The sequence below is a fragment of the Rubrimonas cliftonensis genome (assembly GCF_900107585.1).
GTDB classification, from domain to species: domain Bacteria; phylum Pseudomonadota; class Alphaproteobacteria; order Rhodobacterales; family Rhodobacteraceae; genus Rubrimonas; species Rubrimonas cliftonensis.
In genome coordinates this window covers 272,341-288,954 of record NZ_FNQM01000001.1, presented here as the reverse complement: position 1 = coordinate 288,954, position 16,614 = coordinate 272,341, and the positions used below count along the sequence as shown (strand labels likewise).

At 71.8% G+C, this 16,614-nt stretch carries 17 protein-coding genes; 14 read left to right on the top strand and 3 right to left on the bottom strand.

The features are described from left to right. The first annotated feature begins 15 nt into the window (after window positions 1–15). Together BLW43_RS01285 and BLW43_RS22785 are read left to right on the top strand one after the other, a co-directional pair. Complete coding sequence (locus BLW43_RS01285) at window positions 16–1,560, top strand: CYTH and CHAD domain-containing protein (RefSeq protein WP_093247662.1); 1,545 nt, start codon at window positions 16–18, stop codon at window positions 1,558–1,560. 63 nt (window positions 1,561–1,623) lie between these two features. After that, window positions 1,624–1,821 carry a hypothetical protein gene (locus tag BLW43_RS22785; RefSeq protein WP_139283948.1) on the top strand — a complete coding sequence of 66 codons (198 nt, stop codon included), beginning with the start codon at window positions 1,624–1,626 and terminating at the stop codon, window positions 1,819–1,821. On the opposite strand, the gene BLW43_RS01280 is transcribed toward BLW43_RS22785, so the two are convergent. Both BLW43_RS01280 and BLW43_RS01275 read right to left on the bottom strand, forming a co-directional pair. Beyond that, window positions 1,750–2,376, bottom strand: a complete 627-nt coding sequence (locus tag BLW43_RS01280) for a YitT family protein (RefSeq protein WP_093247661.1) — start codon at window positions 2,374–2,376, stop codon at window positions 1,750–1,752. The two genes, BLW43_RS22785 and BLW43_RS01280, sit on opposite strands and share 72 nt — an antisense overlap. Window positions 2,377–2,450: 74 nt before the next feature. After that, complete coding sequence (locus BLW43_RS01275) at window positions 2,451–4,070, bottom strand: phosphoenolpyruvate carboxykinase (RefSeq protein ID WP_093247660.1); 1,620 nt, start codon at window positions 4,068–4,070, stop codon at window positions 2,451–2,453. Window positions 4,071–4,340: 270 nt separating this feature from the next. Between BLW43_RS01275 and BLW43_RS01270 the strand changes: the two genes are divergently transcribed. The 6 genes from BLW43_RS01270 to BLW43_RS01245 all read left to right on the top strand — a co-directional run bounded on the left by BLW43_RS01270 (window position 4,341) and on the right by BLW43_RS01245 (window position 9,124). Continuing rightward, window positions 4,341–5,036, top strand: coding sequence for a response regulator transcription factor (locus BLW43_RS01270; RefSeq protein WP_093248158.1), 696 nt, complete (start codon window positions 4,341–4,343; stop codon window positions 5,034–5,036). Between the two features lie 10 nt (window positions 5,037–5,046). Next, a complete protein-coding gene (locus BLW43_RS01265) occupies window positions 5,047–6,777 on the top strand; it encodes a stimulus-sensing domain-containing protein (RefSeq protein ID WP_093247659.1) in 1,731 nt (576 codons plus the stop codon). 24 nt (window positions 6,778–6,801) lie between these two features. Beyond that, complete coding sequence (locus BLW43_RS01260) at window positions 6,802–7,335, top strand: HPr kinase/phosphorylase (RefSeq protein WP_093247658.1); 534 nt, start codon at window positions 6,802–6,804, stop codon at window positions 7,333–7,335. Window positions 7,336–7,380: 45 nt separating this feature from the next. Then, entirely contained in the window at window positions 7,381–8,337 is a 957-nt protein-coding gene (rapZ, locus tag BLW43_RS01255; RefSeq protein WP_093247657.1) for an RNase adapter RapZ, read from the top strand. Further along, window positions 8,337–8,744: a PTS sugar transporter subunit IIA gene (locus BLW43_RS01250; RefSeq protein WP_093247656.1), complete on the top strand. Its 408-nt coding sequence runs from the start codon at window positions 8,337–8,339 to the stop codon at window positions 8,742–8,744. The genes rapZ and BLW43_RS01250 overlap by 1 nt, the downstream gene beginning before the upstream one ends. A 113-nt stretch (window positions 8,745–8,857) precedes the next feature. Continuing rightward, window positions 8,858–9,124, top strand: a complete 267-nt coding sequence (locus BLW43_RS01245; RefSeq protein ID WP_093248157.1) for an HPr family phosphocarrier protein — start codon at window positions 8,858–8,860, stop codon at window positions 9,122–9,124. A gap of 6 nt (window positions 9,125–9,130) precedes the next feature. Here the strand turns inward: BLW43_RS01245 and BLW43_RS01240 are convergent, their stop codons facing one another. Continuing rightward, the gene (locus BLW43_RS01240; RefSeq protein WP_093247655.1) at window positions 9,131–9,463 is read right to left on the bottom strand and encodes an usg protein; all 333 of its coding nucleotides are present in this window, start codon (window positions 9,461–9,463) and stop codon (window positions 9,131–9,133) included. Between the two features lie 252 nt (window positions 9,464–9,715). Between BLW43_RS01240 and BLW43_RS01235 the strand changes: the two genes are divergently transcribed. From BLW43_RS01235 to BLW43_RS01210, 6 genes are all read left to right on the top strand, one after another. After that, on the top strand, window positions 9,716–11,131 hold the full coding sequence (locus BLW43_RS01235) for a cryptochrome/photolyase family protein (RefSeq protein WP_093247654.1): 1,416 nt from the start codon (window positions 9,716–9,718) through the stop codon (window positions 11,129–11,131). A gap of 17 nt (window positions 11,132–11,148) precedes the next feature. Then, window positions 11,149–12,459 carry an NAD(P)/FAD-dependent oxidoreductase gene (locus tag BLW43_RS01230; protein WP_093247653.1) on the top strand — a complete coding sequence of 437 codons (1,311 nt, stop codon included), beginning with the start codon at window positions 11,149–11,151 and terminating at the stop codon, window positions 12,457–12,459. Next, window positions 12,456–13,304, top strand: coding sequence for a DUF1365 domain-containing protein (locus BLW43_RS01225; protein WP_217632072.1), 849 nt, complete (start codon window positions 12,456–12,458; stop codon window positions 13,302–13,304). Before BLW43_RS01230 ends, BLW43_RS01225 begins: the two co-directional genes overlap by 4 nt. After that, window positions 13,301–14,503, top strand: a complete 1,203-nt coding sequence (locus tag BLW43_RS01220; RefSeq protein WP_093247651.1) for an SAM-dependent methyltransferase — start codon at window positions 13,301–13,303, stop codon at window positions 14,501–14,503. The genes BLW43_RS01225 and BLW43_RS01220 overlap by 4 nt, the downstream gene beginning before the upstream one ends. 91 nt (window positions 14,504–14,594) lie before the next feature. Continuing rightward, a complete protein-coding gene (locus BLW43_RS01215; protein ID WP_093247650.1) occupies window positions 14,595–14,972 on the top strand; it encodes a hypothetical protein in 378 nt (125 codons plus the stop codon). A 280-nt stretch (window positions 14,973–15,252) separates the two neighbouring features. Continuing rightward, the gene (locus tag BLW43_RS01210) at window positions 15,253–16,542 is read left to right on the top strand and encodes an MFS transporter (RefSeq protein WP_093247649.1); all 1,290 of its coding nucleotides are present in this window, start codon (window positions 15,253–15,255) and stop codon (window positions 16,540–16,542) included. Window positions 16,543–16,614: the final 72 nt, after the last annotated feature.

The following is a 16,614-nucleotide window of genomic DNA, read 5'->3' as shown; positions in this document are numbered from 1 at the left end:
CGTCATGGAGTGCGCATGCGTGAAATCGAACTCAAACTGCTGCTGACGGAAGAAGCCGAGAAGCGCCTGCGGCGCAAGCTCGCCGAGGAGTCCGGGGAAGCATCGGAAATAAAAGCCATTTCTCTGCACGCAATCTATCTCGACACGGTGGATCGCGCGCTTGCGGCGCATGGGCTGGCGCTGCGCCTGCGCAAGGAGGGGCGGCGCTGGGTCCAGACCGTCAAGATGGGCTCCGGACTTTCCGGCGGTCTGTCGACGCCGCTGGAATCGAACAATCCGGCCCCTGGCGGAAAACTGTGCATCGGCGCGATCCCGGACGTCGCACTGCGCGAGCGGGTGCTCGACGCCGCCGACCCCGCCGACCTCGCGCCCGTGTTCGAGACCGACATCCGCCGCACGCTGCGCCTGATGCATACGCCGGATGGCGGCGTCGTGGAGGTGGCGCTCGACGTCGGCGAGATCCGAGCGGGCGCGCGCGCCGTGACCATCCGCGAGGCGGAGCTGGAGCTGAAGTCCGGCGAGCCCCCGGCGCTCTATGCGCTCGCGAAGGCGCTGTTCGAGGAGGGCCCGGTGCGCTTCTCGCGTCGGACCAAGGCGGCGCGGGGCCATGCGCTCGCCGAAGGGCGCAGCGCGCTGTCGCAGACGCCGGAGCCCGTCATGGCGAAGGCCGTGGCGCTGACCCCGGAGATGACGGCCGAGACCGCGGCGGCGGCGGTGCTGCGCTGCTGCCTCGACCAGATCTCGGGCAATCTCGCGGCGGCGGCGCTGAACGACGCGCCGGAAGGGCCGCATCAGCTTCGCGTCGGCCTGCGCCGGCTGCGCACGGCGGCGACGGTGTTCGCGCCGGTGCTGGGCGGCGAGGCGCTCGACGCCATCGCCGCGCAGGCGCAGGCGCTTGCGTCCGCCGTCGGCGGCGTGCGCGACCTCGACGTGCTGACGGATGAGCGCATCGGGCCGATGGCCGCCGCCGACCCGCGCCTCGCACCGCTGGCCGAGGCGCTGTCGGAACGCCGCGACGCGGCGCGCGTGGCGGCGCGCGGGACGCTGGCCTCGCGTGAGGCGTCGGCGCTGCTCTTCGACCTCGGGGCCTTCGTCGAGGGGCGCGGCTGGCTGCGGCGCAGCGACTTCGGCCAGACGGCGGCGCTCGCCCAGCCGGTGACGCAGCTTGCTGCGGCGGCGCTCGACAAGCGCTGGCGCAAGGCGGCGGCCCTCGGCGAGCGGATCGAGACGCTGGAGGGAGAGGCGCGGCATGACCTGCGAAAAGCCCTCAAGAAACTGCGCTACGCCACCGAGTTCTTTGCGTCGCTCTACCCTGCGAAGCGCATCAAGCCGTTCGTGACGCGGCTCAAGGCGCTGCAGGACGACTTTGGCGCGCTGCAGGATCTCGCCATGGCGGAGGAGGTTCTCTTCGCAGAAGACGCGCCCGGCGCCGCGTCGCCGGCGGCCCAGCGCGCGGCTGGGCTCGCGCTCGGCCGTTGGGAGGGCAAGGCCGATGCGGACTGGCGCAGCGCTCAGGCGCACTGGGCGGCGCTGGCGGCGCAGCGGCGCTTCTGGCGCTGAGCCGGTCACGAAGCCTTTACGCCTGCTCCGATAGGCTTTCGCAGTCTTGCGAGGAGTTGCGTGATGGCGCCGGACACGCGTTTTCCCGATCGGATCAAGGGCCGCGGCGCGCTGCGCGCGCTCATCGAGCAGCGGCGGATCAGCCGCGCCTACGGCCGGAGGCGCGTCGTCACCGTGCTGGCCGGCGGTTCACAGGGCGACGTAGCGATCTCGGCGATGATTGACGCCGATCACCAGATTGAGGATCGCCGCGCCGAGTAGCGACGCGGCCACCGCGCGCCACGGCATCACGGCGAGCGCGGCCGCGAACACCGCGGCGTCCACGGTCATCTGCGTCCACCCTGCCCTGAAGCCGGTCGCGTCCTGAAGCCACACCGCGACCACACCCACGCCGCCGAGGCTCGCGCCGTGGCGGAATAGCGCCAGCAGCCCGGCGCCCGCCAGCAGCCCGCCGATGGCGGCGGCCAAGAAGGCGTTCGTCGGCGCGACGGTGAGGAAGGGCGGCGCGACCTCCACCATCGCCGAGAACAGCGCGACGGCGGCGAGGCTCTTGAGCGTGAAGCGCCAGCCCACGCGCCACAGCGCGAAGGCGTAGAAGGGCAGGCTGATGGCGATGAACAGCGGCCCGAAGCCGACGCCTGACGCGTAGGAGGCGACCAGCGCCATCCCGGCGGCCTGCCCGGTGGTCAGCCCGGCCTCCCTGAGAAACAGCAGCCCGAGCGCGCAGAGCGCGGCGCCAAAGGCGATCCCCTGCGCGTCCTCCAGCGGCGTGTGCCGGGGCGGCCCGGCGCCGGGGTGCGCCGCGGGGGCCGACACGCCGCTGGTCCGCCCGCCGGCCGCCGGCGGGGTGGGAGGCGCGGTCTTGGCTCGTCGGCGGGGCGTTCGCCGGCTCAGGCGGCGCCCGTGGCGCCGGCGGCGGGCGCGGCGGCGCGCACCTCCTCGCCGACATGCGCCTCGTACCTGGCGAAGTTGGCGATGAACATGCCGACGAGCTTGCGCGCCTGCGCGTCATAGGCCGACGGGTCGGACCATGTGGCGCGCGGGTCGAGCAGCGCTGGGTCGACGCCGGGGCAGGCGGTCGGCACGTCGAAGCCGAAGTTGGGGTCGCGCCGGAACTCCGCCGCGTTCAGCGAGCCGTCGAGCGCGGCGTTCAGCAGCGCGCGGGTCGCCTTGATCGGCATCCGGGCGCCCTCGCCATGGGCGCCGCCGGTCCAGCCGGTATTCACCAGCCAGCAGGTCGCGCCGTGCCTCGCGATGCGGTCGCGCAGCAGGGCGCCGTAGACCTCGGGGCGACGCGGCATGAATGGCGCGCCGAAGCAGGTGGAGAAGGTCGGCTCCGGCTCGGTCACGCCTTTCTCGGTGCCGGCGACCTTGGACGTGAAGCCCGAGAGGAAATGGTACATCGCCTGCGCCGGGGTCAGCCGCGAGATCGGCGGCAGCACGCCGAAAGCGTCGCAGGTCAGCATCACCACGTTCCTCGGCGAACCGCCGAGGCCGGTGGTCGAGGCGTTGGGGATCGCCTCAAGCGGATAGGCCGCGCGCATGTTCGGCGTCAGCGAGGCGTCGTGGAAGTCGAGCGCGCGGGTGTGGGGGTCGTGCACCATGTTCTCGATCACGGCGCCGAACATGGTGGTGGTGGCGTAGATCAGCGGCTCGGCCTCCGGCGAGAGGTCGATGGTCTTGGCGTAGCAGCCGCCCTCGAAGTTGAACACGCCTTCATCCGACCAGCCGTGCTCGTCGTCGCCGATCAGCGTGCGCGAGGGCTCGGCCGAGAGGGTCGTCTTGCCGGTGCCGGAGAGACCGAAGAACACCGCGCTGTCGGCCGGGTCGTCCTTGGCGTGGTTGGCCGAGCAGTGCATCGGCATCACGCCGCGCTCGGGCAGCAGGTAGTTCAGCAGCGTGAACACCGACTTCTTGTTCTCGCCGGCGTAGGAGGTGCCGCCGATCAGGATCAGCTTCTTCTCGAAGCTCATGGCGATGACGGTCTCGCTGCGGCAGCCGTGGCGCGCGGGGTCGGCCCTGAAGGAGGGGGCGTTGAGGATGGTGAAGTCGGCGACGTAGTCCATCAGCTCGCCCGCATCGGGCCGGCGCAGCAGGTGGCGGATGAACAGCGCGTGCCAGGCCAGTTCGGCGATGACGCGTACGTTGAGCCGGTAGGCCGGGTCGGCGCCGGCGTAGAGATCCTGCACGAAGGCCTCGCGGCCCTTCATGTGCGCGGTCATGTCGGCGCGCAGGCGCTCGAACGCTTCGGGCTCCATGCGGCGGTTGCTGTCCCACCAGATGTGCTCCTCGACGGAGGGCTCTGCGACAATGTGCTTGTCCTTGGGCGAGCGGCCCGTGTGCTGGCCTGTCTCGACGATCAGCGCGCCGCCCCTGCCGAGAACGCCTTCCTTGCGCTGCAGCGCAGCCTCGACCAGACCCGGCTCGGTCAGGTTGTAGTGCGCCGCCCGCAGCCCGGAGAGCCCGATCGTCGCGATACGCTGGCCAGCATTGAAGACGCCCGTTTCCATAGACTGAACTCCTCCGAAATCACCTGTTCGCGCGACCGGCGACCGACTGCATCACCCGAATCGGTGAGAGGTTTTGCCGCCGTCGGGTAACATCATAGTGCCACGGACTTGGCAACAGCGGGATGGTTGCAGTGCAATAAAATTGCGCGTTGACCATTGTTGCGCGCACGGGATGCGGCGAGACCCCGGCGCCCGCGGCCATGAACCCGCCCGATTGCCGCTGTCTTGGCTGTGACGTAGGATCGGGGGTCTATGGAGAAGGATGTGTCGATGTCGACGATTGCGCTGGTGGATGACGATCGGAACATTCTGGCGTCGGTGTCGCTGGCGCTGGAGGCCGAGGGCTTCGAGGTCCGCTCTTTCACCGACGGCGTCGCCGCGCTCGCCGAGATGGGGCGCAACCCGCCGGATCTCGCCGTGCTCGACATCAAGATGCCGCGGCTCGACGGGATGGAGCTGCTGCGCCGCCTTCGACTGAAATCCGACCTGCCGGTGATCTTCCTCACCTCCAAGGACGAGGAGATCGACGAGGTTCTCGGCCTGCGGATGGGCGCCGACGACTACATGCGCAAGCCGTTCAGCCAGCGCCTGCTGGTCGAGCGCATCCGCTCGCTGCTGCGCCGCCGCGAGGCGGTGGCCGACGCCGACCGGGCGGAGGACGACCGGCCCATCGTGCGCGGGCGGCTCGGCCTCGACCCGATGCGCCATTCGGTGACCTGGGGCGGCGAGCAGGTGACGCTGACGGTGACGGAGTTCCTCATCCTCAAGACGCTCGCGATCCGGCCCGGCGTGGTGAAGAGCCGCGACCAGCTCATGGACATCGCCTACGAGGACGAGATCTACGTCGACGACCGCACGGTGGACAGCCACATCAAGCGCATCCGCAAGAAGTTCCGCGCCGTGGATTCGCAGTTCAGCTCCATCGAGACGCTGTACGGCGTCGGCTACAAGTTCAGGGAGGTCTGACCGGAGAGCGATGCGCGACCTGCCGGACGACGCGACGCCGCCCGAGGGCGCGACAGGCCGCAACGACGGCCGCGCCGGCGGCGCATCGCTGTTGGGCGGCGGATCGCGGGCGATCGGTGCGCTGGCGCGCGCCTGGGTGTTCTCGCCGGTCTCGTCGCTGACGCGGCGCATCGTCTTCATCAACCTGATCGGCCTCGGCCTGCTCGTCGCGGGCGTCCTGTTCCTCAACCAGTTCCGCGCCGGGCTGATCGACCTGCGGACCCAGGCGCTCCGCACGCAGGGCGAGATCATCGCCGCCGCAATCGCGCTGGTCGAGACGTCGGGCGAGGACGGCGCCCTCACCGAATACAACCCCGACAAGGCGAACGTGCTGTTGCGCCGTCTCGCGCAGCCGGCCGGCGTGCGCGCGCGCATCTTCGACCGCAGCGGTCGTCTGACCGGCGACACCCGCAGCTTCAGCGCCCCGGCCGCACCCATCGCGATCGAACCGCTGCCCCCGCAGGGGGAGGGGCCCGACCTTGGGCTGCTGAACCGCCTCGAACGGATCTACAAGATGGCGACGTCGTGGCTCGTCGACCGACCGGAACTCTACCAGGAGACCGCCATCGCCGGCATCACCACCGAGGCCGAGGTCTACGAGGCCCTGCGCGGCGAGGGCGTCACGGCTGTGCGCGCCAACAGCGCGGGCGAGCTGATCGTGTCCGTCGCCATCCCGATCCAGCGCTTCAAGGCGGTGCTCGGCGCGCTGGTGCTCTCGACCGAGGGCGGCGACATCGACGCCATCGTGCGCGCCGAGCGCATCGCGATCCTGCGGGTTTTCCTGGTGGCGCTCGGCGTCTCGGTGGTGCTGTCGCTGCTGCTGGCGGGCGCCATCGCCAAGCCGCTGCGCCGGTTGGCCGCCGCCGCCGAACGGTCCGGCGCGCTCGACAGCCGCTCGCTCGACCTGAGCCGGGTGAGCTTTCCCGACCTGACGCGCCGCGCCGACGAGATCGGACACCTCTCCGGCGCGCTGCGCGAGATGACGACGGCGCTCTACGGGCGCATCGAGGGCATCGAGCAGTTCGCCGCCGACGTCGCGCATGAGATCAAGAACCCGCTGACCTCGCTGCGCTCGGCCGTGGAGACGTTGCGCCGCGCCCGGACGCCGGAGGTGCAGGAGCGGCTGCTGAAGGTGATCGAGCACGACGTGCGCCGGCTCGACCGGCTCGTGACCGACATCTCCAACGCCTCGCGGCTCGACGCCGAGATGGTGCGCGAGCAGATGGAGCCGGTGGACCTGAAGGCGCTGCTGGGCGCCGTCGCCGAGGTCGCCGAGGTCGCACAGCGGCGCAGCGGCCGCTCGGCGGGCGTGCGGGTGATGGTCTCCGCGCCGCCGCTCATCGTCATGGGTCTCGACAGCCGGCTTGGGCAGGTCTTCGCCAACCTCGTCGACAACGCGATCTCGTTCTCGCCGCCGGGCGGCGCCGTGCGCGTGCGCGCGAGGCCGTTCTCGGGCGGCATGGTGCGCGTGAGCGTGGAGGACAGCGGCCCCGGCGTGCCTGCGGACAGCCTCGAGGCGATCTTCCGCCGCTTCTACTCGGACCGGCCCGGCCACGAGGCCTATGGCGACCACTCCGGGCTCGGCCTGTCGATCTCTCGGCAGATCGTGACGGCGCATCGGGGCCGCATCTGGGCCGAGAATATCGAGGGCCCGGGCGGCCCGGTCGGCGCGCGCTTCGTCGTGGAGCTGCGCGGCGGATGAGCGCCGAGCCCTGAGCGCGCCTCGATGAGCGATCCGGCCCCCGAGACAGTCCACGCAAGCTGCGTCTGCGTCGGCCCGCCCGCGGACGGCTCCGCCGACGCGCCTGCGGGCGCGCCGGACGACGCGCCGCCCACCGCCTGCCGGGCGCTGCTGATCCTCGGGGCGCCGGGCGCGGGCAAGTCCTCGCTGGCCATCGGCATGATCGCGCTGGGGGCGACGCTCGTCGCCGACGACCAGGTGCGCCTGCGGCGAGACGGGGCGGCCGTGGCCGCAAGTCCGCCACCCGCGCTGGCCGGTCTTGTCGAGGCGCGGGGCATCGGGCTCCTGCGCCTGCCCTGGCGCGCGGCCGTCGTCGCGATGGTCCTGGACCTCGACGCGCCGCCCGAGGGCCGGCTGCCGCCGCGGCGCACGCGCCTGTTGCTTGGCGCGGCGGTTCCGCTCATGGTCCGTCCCGAGCGGGTGTGCGCCGCGGCGACGCTTCTTGCGCTGCGGCATGGTCCGCCGCTCGACCCGGACGTGGCCGCTGGGACGAGCAGTGGGGCGGCCTCTCGGGCGTGAGCGCGCCCTGCCGTCCATCCGGTAGCGTGGAGGGCCTGAGAGGCGATGGAGCAGGGCGAACAGCGCGCGACCGGCTGCGGGACGGCGCGAGGGCCTGACGCGGACGCGCCTGCGAAGCAGCGCGTCGCCGTGGTCACGGGGCTGTCGGGCGCCGGGCGCAGCACCGCGCTCGGCGCGCTGGAGGACCTGGGCTGGGAGACCGTGGACAACCTGCCCATCGCGCTCATCCCCCGGCTGGCCGACCCCGCGAGCGGCGCCGGAGCGGAGATCGGCCGTCCGGTCGCGATCGGGGCGGACACGCGCACGCGCGGCTTCTCGGTCGCTGCGCTCGAAGAGGCGCTCGCCGGCCTTCGGGCCAACCCGCGCGCCGAACCGATGCTCATCTTCCTCGACGCAGCCGACGGCGCCATCATCCGCCGCTACGCCGAGACGCGGCGCCGGCACCCGATGGCGCCGCAGGAGGACGCGGCCCTCGGCGTGGCGCGCGAGCGCGACGCGCTGAGCGGTCTGCGCGAGCGCGCCGATCTGGTGATCGACACAACGGACATGTCGCCCCACGCCCTGCGCGCCCAGGTGCGCGCCCAGCTCAGCCACGGCACGGCGCACGGCATGGCGGTCTCGCTGCAGTCCTTCTCGTACAAGCGCGGCGCGCCGAGGGAGGCAGACATGGTCATGGACTGCCGATTCCTGCGCAACCCGCACTGGGAGGCCGCTCTGAGGGCCGAGGACGGCCGCCACGCCGGCGTCGACGCCTATGTGGCGGCCGACCCGCTGTTCGAGCCGTTCTTTTCGCGACTGGCCGATCTGGCGGCGCTGCTGCTGCCTGCCTATAAATCCGAAGGTAAGGCCTATTTCTGCATAGCTCTGGGATGCACCGGCGGACGGCATCGTTCGGTCATGATGACGGAGCGGCTCGGACGCAGGCTTGCCGACGAGGGATGGCGCGTTAACCTGCGTCATCGCGAACTGGAGCGCCGGGACGGCGCTCCGCGGGAGGATTGATGATCGGCCTTGTCATCGTCGCCCATGGCGGGCTTGCGCGGGAGCTGCTGGCCGCGACGGAGCATGTCGTGGGCCCGCTGGAGCGCGCCGTCGCCGTGTCGACGGCGCCTGCGGACGACCTGCGCGCCAAGCAGGCCGAGATCAACGCGGCCGTCGCGGCGGTGGACACCGGCCATGGCGTCGCGCTCGTCACCGACATGTTCGGCGGCACGCCGTGCAACCTCGCCATCGGCGCCATGAGCTCCGACGGCGTGGAGGTGGTTTATGGCGCCAACCTGCCGCTGCTGGTGAAGCTCGCCAAGATGCGCGAGCGCCCGCTGGCGGAGGCGACCGACGCGGCCATCGAGGCCGGGCGCAAGTACATCGACGGCGCGAAGCGGATGCTCGACACGGTGGACGGCGCGTGAGCCGCGGCGACGCCGGGCAGTGCGACGCCGCCCAATCCGACGCCGCCGAATCCGGCGCGGCCCGGTCCGACGCCGCCCGGTCCGACGCCGCCCGGTCCGACGCCGCGGCGGTCCTGCGGCGCGATCTCAGGATCGTGAACCGCAAGGGGCTGCACGCCCGCGCCTCGGCGCGCTTCGTCGAGACCGTGGAGCGCTTCGAGGCCGTCGCCACCGTCTCCAAGGACGGAATGCGCGTGGACGGCCGCTCGATCATGGGCCTGCTGATGCTCGCGGCGTCCCATGGCAGCGTCATCGAGGTCGAGACCCGCGGGCCGGAGGCGCCGGCGCTGCTGAAGGCCCTCGCCGAACTCGTCGGCGACATGTTCGGCGAGGGCGGCTGAGCGGCGTCAGTGGATGCGGAGCTCGGTCCCGACCATCCGCACCTCAGCGGGCTTCACGAGCTGCGTGTGGCACAGGCGCACCGAGTGGATCGGCCCGTCCAGCTCGCGCGTCCAGAAATCCAGGAACTTCCTGAGCTGGGGAAAGCGCGGCGCGATGTCGTAGTCCTGCCAGACGAAGGTCTGGAGCACCGACCGGGCGTCGGGCATGCGGTAGAAGATCTCCGCGGTCGCCAGCGACCAGCCGGCAAGTCTTTTCTGCAATTCGCCTTCGGCCTCGCCGATGCGGCGGCTCTGGGCGTCGATGGAAAGATCGAAGGCGTCGTCAGGGGTCTTGACCATGTCTTCTCCTTGGTTGCGTGGTCCTCCTCCTGCGCTTGCGCGGGCGCGCCTGGGCGTCTCAGCTACGCCGTCGGGCGCGCCGCGGTGCCTCCAATGCTACGGAAAACGATGAAGGATTTGCAAACCTTCCTCGATCCTGACCCGAAGCCGGGGGCGGAATGCCGCAAGTTGCGGCAATTGCGGCGGCGCCGCCCTGCAACGTGGCGCCGGCTGCGCCCTCGCCAAGTGCGCCGGGCGGAATATGTTCGCGCGATGACCGAGACGACCCTGCTCTGGCTGCGCCGCGACCTGCGCCTCTCCGACCATCCCGCGCTCGCTTCGGCGGTCTCGGGCGGGCCGGTGATCCCCGTCTTCGTGCTCGATCCGCTCGTCGAGGGCTGGGGAGCAGCGCCGCTGTGGCGGCTGGGCGAGAGCCTTCGCGACCTGTCCGCCCGCCTCGCCGGGAAAGGGTCGCGCCTGGTGCTGCGCCGCGGCGACGCGCTGGAGACGCTGGCGGCGCTGGCCTTGGAGACGGGGGCGCGGCGCGTCGTCTGGTCCCGCCTCTATGACGCGCCGTCGCGCGCGCGCGACGAGGCGGTGAAGGCGGGACTGAAGGCGCGCGGGCTTGAGGCGCGCAGCGTCAACGGTTCGCTGCTGTTCGAGCCCTGGACGGTGGAGACCGGCTCGGGCGGCTTCTACAAGGTCTACACGCCGTTCTGGCGCGCGGTGTCGCAGCGCGCGCCGGCAGAGCCGGAGGCCGCGCCCCCGCGCATCCCGGCGCCGGAGAGCTGGCCCGCCTCGGACGGTCTCGACCACTGGGCGCTCGGCAGGCGGATGAACCGCGGCGCCGGGATCGTCGCGAAGCACGCCAGCATCGGCGAGGCGGCGGCGCAGGGCAGGCTCGGCGCGTTTCTCGGCGGGAGGGTCGGGGATTACGCCGACGCGCGCGATCGGCTCGACCTGCCGGCAACCTCGGGGCTGTCGGAGAACCTCGCGCTCGGCGAGATTAGCCCGCGCACGGTCTGGCATGCGGGCCGCGCCGCGCTGGAGCGGGAGGGCGGGCCGGGGCCGGAGACGTTCCTGAAGGAGATCGTCTGGCGCGAGTTCGCCTATCACCTGCTGTTCCACACGCCACGGCTGACCACCCGCAACTGGCGCGAGGAGTGGGACGGTTTCCCCTGGCGCGGCGACAACGAGGACGCCGAGGCCTGGCGGCGCGGCATGACCGGCGAGCCGGCCATCGACGCCGCGATGCGCGAGATGTACGTCACCGGCCGCATGCACAACCGCGCCCGGATGCTCGTGGCGTCCTATCTCACCAAGCACCTCATGACCGACTGGCGGGTGGGCGAGGCGTGGTTCCGCGACTGCCTGATCGATTGGGACGTGGCCTCCAACGCCATGGGCTGGCAGTGGGCGGCCGGCTCGGGGCCGGACGCCGCGCCGTTCTTCCGCGTGTTCAACCCCGCCGCGCAGGTCGAGAAGTTCGATCCGCAAGGGAGGTATCGCGAGCGCTGGATCGCCGAACTGAGCCGTAATCCGGGCGAAGACGCCGTGGAATTCTTCGACGCAGCGCCCCAGGCATGGGGCCTGTCGCCGCAACAAGCCTACCCGAAACCGCTCATCGCGCTTAGTCATGGGCGCGAAAGGGCGTTGGCGGCGTACAGGGCGTTGCGCGAAGCCGCCTGAGGGGGAGACTTTAAGACGTGAAGATCGCAGTGATCGGCTCCGGCGCGGCCGGGCTCGGGGCCAGCCTTGCGCTGTCGGAGATCGCCGAGGTCCGGCTGTTCGAGAAGGAGGCGCGCTTCGGCGGCCACGCCAACACCGTGGATGTGGACTACGACGGCGCCCCTATTGCGGTGGACACCGGCTTCATCGTGTTCAACCATCGCAACTATCCCAACCTGACCGCGCTCTTCGACTGGCTCGGCGTCGAAACCAGGCAGTCGGACATGTCGTTCGGGTTCTCGCTGAACTCCGGCGCGCTGGAATACGCCTGCGACAATCTCGACACGATCTTCGCCCAGCGCCGCAACATGCTGGACCCACGCTTCCTGTGGGTTTTCCGCGAGGTGCTGCGCTTCTGCAGGGCGGCGCCGCGAGACCTCGCGGCGGGGCGGGCTGCGAGCGTGTCGCTGGGCGAGTGGCTGGCGTCGCGCGGATTCTCGGGCTGGTTCCGCGATCGCTTCATCCTGCCGATGGGCGGCGCGATCTGGTCCACGCCGATGTCCTCGATGCTGGACTTTCCCGCCGAGAGCTTCCTGCGATTCTTCCAGAACCACGACCTCTACACCGGCCTCGGCGACGCGATGAAGTGGCGCACGGTCGAGGGCGGCTCGCGCGAATACGTCGCGCGCGTGCTGCTGAAGCTGGGGCCGCGGGCGCAGGCGGGCGTCGGCGCCGTCTCGGTCTCGCGTGAGGCCGGGCGGGTGCGCGTGCGTCTCGACGACAGCACGCAGGACGTGTTCGACCACGCCGTTCTCGCCGTGCACGGGCCGCAGGCGCTGGCGCTGCTGGCCGACGCCGACGCAGAGGAGCGCGCGACGCTTGGCGCCTTCCGCACCACCGCGAACCGGGCGGTTCTGCACCGCGACAAACGCCTCTTGCCGGCGCGGCGCAAAGTCTGGTCGAGCTGGAACCTGATGAGCGCCGAGGGCGCCGGAGAGCGGCCCGTCGCGGTCAGCTACTGGATGAACCGCCTGCAGGGCCTCGATCCGGCGCGCGACCTGTTCGTGACGCTCAATCCGCACATCGAGCCGGACCCCGCGCTGGTGTTCCGCGAATTCGCCTACGCCCATCCGCGCTACGACGGCGCCGCCTTCGACGCGCAGGCGGCGATGGACGCGGTGCAAGGGCGCGGCGGCGTGTGGCACGCCGGCGCATGGCTCGGCTACGGCTTTCATGAGGACGCGCTGCGCGCCGGCCTGCGCGTCGCGCACGCGCTCGGCGCGCGCCCCGAGTGGGGCCGCGACTATGGCCCGCCGTTCGACGGCGCCGTGCGGATCGCCGCGCAATGAGCGCCGCGCCCCCAGAAGCGCGCTCCGGATCGGGTCCAGAAGCGCCCCTAGACGCGACCCGGGATGCGCCGCCGCCGGAGGCGATGCTCTACGAGGGCGAGGTGATGCACATGCGTCTCCAGCCCTTCGGCCACCAGTTCCGCTACCGCGTCGCCACGCTGCTGATCGACGTCGACCGGATGGAGGCGGTGGCGAGCCGCCTGAGGCTGCTCTCCATCGACCGCTTCAACCTGTTCTCGGTGCGGCGGCGCGACCACGGCGCCCGCGACGGAAGCGGTCTGCGGGCCTGGGTCGAGGCGCGGCTGGCGGAAGCCGGACGCCCGCGCCCGGAGCGCGTGCTGCTGCTGGCGATGCCGCGGCTGCTGGGCTACGCGTTCAACCCGTTGTCGGTCCTTTACTGCTACGATCAGGACGATAGGCTGCAAAGCGTGATCTACGAGGTGAAGAACACTTTCGGCGACCAGCACCCCTACGTCATGGCCGCGGAGCCGGACGAAGACGGCGCCGTGCGTCACAGCCGGCTCAAGGAGTTCTTCGTCTCGCCCTTCATCCCGATGGAGCAGACCTACCGCTTCACCCTGCGCCCGCCGGGCGAGCGGCTATCGATCCGCATAAAGCAGGCCGACGCGCACGGCGACTATCTGATCGCCACGCAGTCGGGCCGCGCCGCGCCGCTGACCGACGCCGCGCTGGCGCGCATCGGGCTGCTGACGCCCTGGGCGGCGCTTAAGGTGATCGCCGCGATCCACTGGCAGGCGCTGCGCCTGTGGCTCAAGGGTGCGCGGTTCCTCGGCCATCCGGGGGACGACAAGATCGTTGTGCGGCGCGAGGGGTCGGCGACATGAGCATCATCTCCATGGACGGCGCGCCGCGCTGGTTCCACACCGTCTTCGCCATCGTCGGGCGGATCGACGTCGGCAGCCTGACCTTCGTGCTGCCGGACGGGCGGCTTCACGTCGCGCAGGGCTCGCGCCCCGGGCCTGACGGCGTGATCCTGGTGCGTGACCCGCGGCTGTTCTGGCGCATGATCCGGGACGGCGAGCTTGGCTTCGCCGAGGCCTACATGGACGGCTGGTGGGACACGCCAGACCTTCAGGCCGTGCTCGACGCGGCGCTGCTCAACAACGACACCGTCGCGCGCAGCCTGACCGGGCGCACGCTGAGCCGCGTGGTGGAGCGGCTGCGCCACCTGATGAACCGCAACTCGCGGCGTGGCTCGGCGCGCAACATCGCGGCGCATTACGACCTCGGCAACGACTTCTACGCCAAGTGGCTCGACGAGAGCATGACCTACTCCTCGGCGCTGTTCCGCCGCGACGACGAGCCCCTGATGGAGGCGCAGACGACGAAATACGCCGCCATCTGCGACCGGATGGGGGCGCGGCCCGGCCAGCGCGTGCTGGAGATCGGCTGCGGCTGGGGCGGCTTCGCCGAATACGCCGCCGGCAAGCGCGGGCTCAATGTGACGGGTCTGACGATCAGTCGCGAGCAGCACGACTTCGCAAAGCGCCGGGTGTTCGAGGCCGGGCTCGCCGAGCGCGTCGAGATCGTGATGCGCGACTACCGCGACGAGCGCGGGAACTACGACGGCGTCGCCTCCATCGAGATGTTCGAGGCGGTCGGGGAGCAGTACTGGCCGGTCTATTTCGACACCGTGCGCGAGCGGCTGAAGCCGGGCGGGCAGGCGACGCTGCAGATCATCACCATCGCCGACCGGCTGTTCGACGGCTACCGCGAGAGCGCCGACTTCATCCAGAAGTACATCTTCCCCGGCGGCTTCCTGCCATGCCCGGCCGCGCTGCGCCGGGAGACGGGCAGGGCGGGGCTCGACTGGGTCGAGAGCCACGAGTTCGGCCAGAGCTACAGCGCCACCCTCAGGCGCTGGCGCGAGACGTTCAACGCCGCGTGGGACGAGATCGCGCCCATGGGCTTTGACGAGAGGTTCCGGCGGATGTGGAACTTCTACCTCGCCGTCTGCGCCGCCTGCTTCCGCGCCGAGACGACCGACGTGACGCAGCTCACCCTGCGCCGCGCCCCTGTCTGAGCCGGCGACCCCCGCGACGGCCAGACCGTCGCGCGCCTGCGCGGCGCTGCTCTTTGCGCTCGCCGGGGCGGGGGCGGCGGCCTTCCACGTCGTGACGGAGACGCCTGGCGAACTGCGCGACTGGCGCCAGACGCTGCCGCTCGCTTCGGCGCTCGGCGCGGGGTTGGGAGCGCTCACGCGCCCGCGGGGCCCGCGCGTCGGCGCCGGCTGGACGCTCGCGGCGCTGGCGGACTTCGCGCTGCTCTTCGCCGTCGGCCACGGCGTCATCGAGGGAAGCCTGGCGGCGGCGTGGGCCGGTCTTCGCGGCGCGGCGGCGACGCTGCTCGGCTGGACGGGCGCCGTCGCGCTCGCGCTCGGCGCCGTCGCCGGCTGGCTGGCGGGGCGGCTCGCCCGGTCAAAGCCCCGCCTTGCGCCGGGCGCATCCGGGAGGGACGACGCGCGCGCCGCCGACGACCCTGCCCCCCGATGAGCTGCGCGCGCCGGCGGCCCGAGGCGCCGGATCGAGTCCGGGGCCGCGCTTCGCAGGCAGGCGACGCCGAAAGGTTCGTGATCCGGCTGGCCGATCCGCGCATCCGCGCCATCTCCGCGCGGGTGCGAAGGCGCCATTGCGCGCCGCACCGGCCCTGCGCCGGGGCCCCGACGAAAAGCGCGAGAGGCCGGCGCGCAAGCGGCGCGTCGGCTCAGGGAAAACGCCGGCGGCGCGACCACCATCAGACTTCCGGCGTCCGCGCCGCGCAGAAGGAGCCGCGATGACCCTCTCGACCCGCGCACTCGCGGCCTACGCCCTGCCGGCGGCGCCGCTCGCCGCGCTCTACTTCCCGGTCTACGTCTACGTCGCGCCGTTCTACGCCGAGACGCAGGGCGTCGCGCTCGCGGCGCTCGGCGGCCTCTTCATCGCCGCGCGCCTGCTCGACGCCGTGACGGACCCGCTGATGGGCTGGGTGACGGACCGCTCGCGCAACAGCATCGGGCGTCGGCGCGTCTGGATGCTGGTCTCGGCGCCGCTGGTGGCGCTCGCGGTCTGGATGCTGCTCGTCCCGCCGCCGGGCGCCGGCTTTGCGCACGCCGCCATCTGGCTGACGGCGCTGACGCTGGCGTGGACGGTTGCGCTGACCCCCTATTACGCGTGGGGCGCGGAGATCGACCCCGACTATGCGGGCCGGGCGCGGGTGACGGCGTGGCGCGAGGGCTCGGCGCTGCTCGGCACGGTTCTGGCGGTGGTGCTCTACAACCTTGCCGACGAGGCGAGCGGCGGCCTGCGCGCGGTGGCGATCTTCGTGGCCGTCGGCCTGCCGCTCGGCGCGCTCGTCGCCGTGAGCCTGGCGCCCGAGCCGGCGGACCACAGCCGCACCGCCGTCACGGCGCGCGAGGCGCTGGCGGCGCTGCGGCGCAACGCGCCGTTCCGCCGGCTGCTGCTGGCCTATTTCCTCAACGGAGCCGCCAACGCCCTGCCGGCGGGGCTGTTTCTGTTCTTCATCGAGAACGTGCTGCGTGCGCCCGACGCCGGCTGGCTGCTGCTGGTCTATTTTGTCTGCGCCGTTGCGGGAATGCCGCTCTGGTCCTGGGCGGCGCGGCGCTGGTCCAAGCACCGCGCCTGGGGCGGCGCGATGCTGTTCACCTGCGCCGTCTTCGCCTTCGTCCCGCTGCTGGGCGCCGGCGACGTGGCGGCCTTCACGGCGATCTGCGTGCTGACCGGCCTCGCGCTCGGCGCCGACCTGGCGCTGCCGCCGGCGATCCAGGCCGACGTCGTCGACGTCGACACCGCCGAGACCGGCGAGCAGCGCACGGGGCTTTTCTTTGCGCTGTGGTCGGTCGCGACCAAGGCGGCGCTGGCGCTGTCGGGCGGGGCCGCGCTGATCGCGCTCGACGCGGCCGGCTTCACGGCCGGCGGCGACAACGCGCCCGCCGCGCTGCTGACGCTCTCGCTGCTCTACGCCGCGGCGCCGGTGGCGCTGAAGCTCGCCGCGATCGCCATCATGTGGGGCTGGCCGCTCGACCGGAGCAGCCATGACGCCCTGCGCGCGCGCATCGAGGCGTGAGGACCGGTCCATGCGAAACGCTTGCCCGGAATGCCCCGCGTAAGTATCGTTAACGCGCGAGTTGACCTGCTA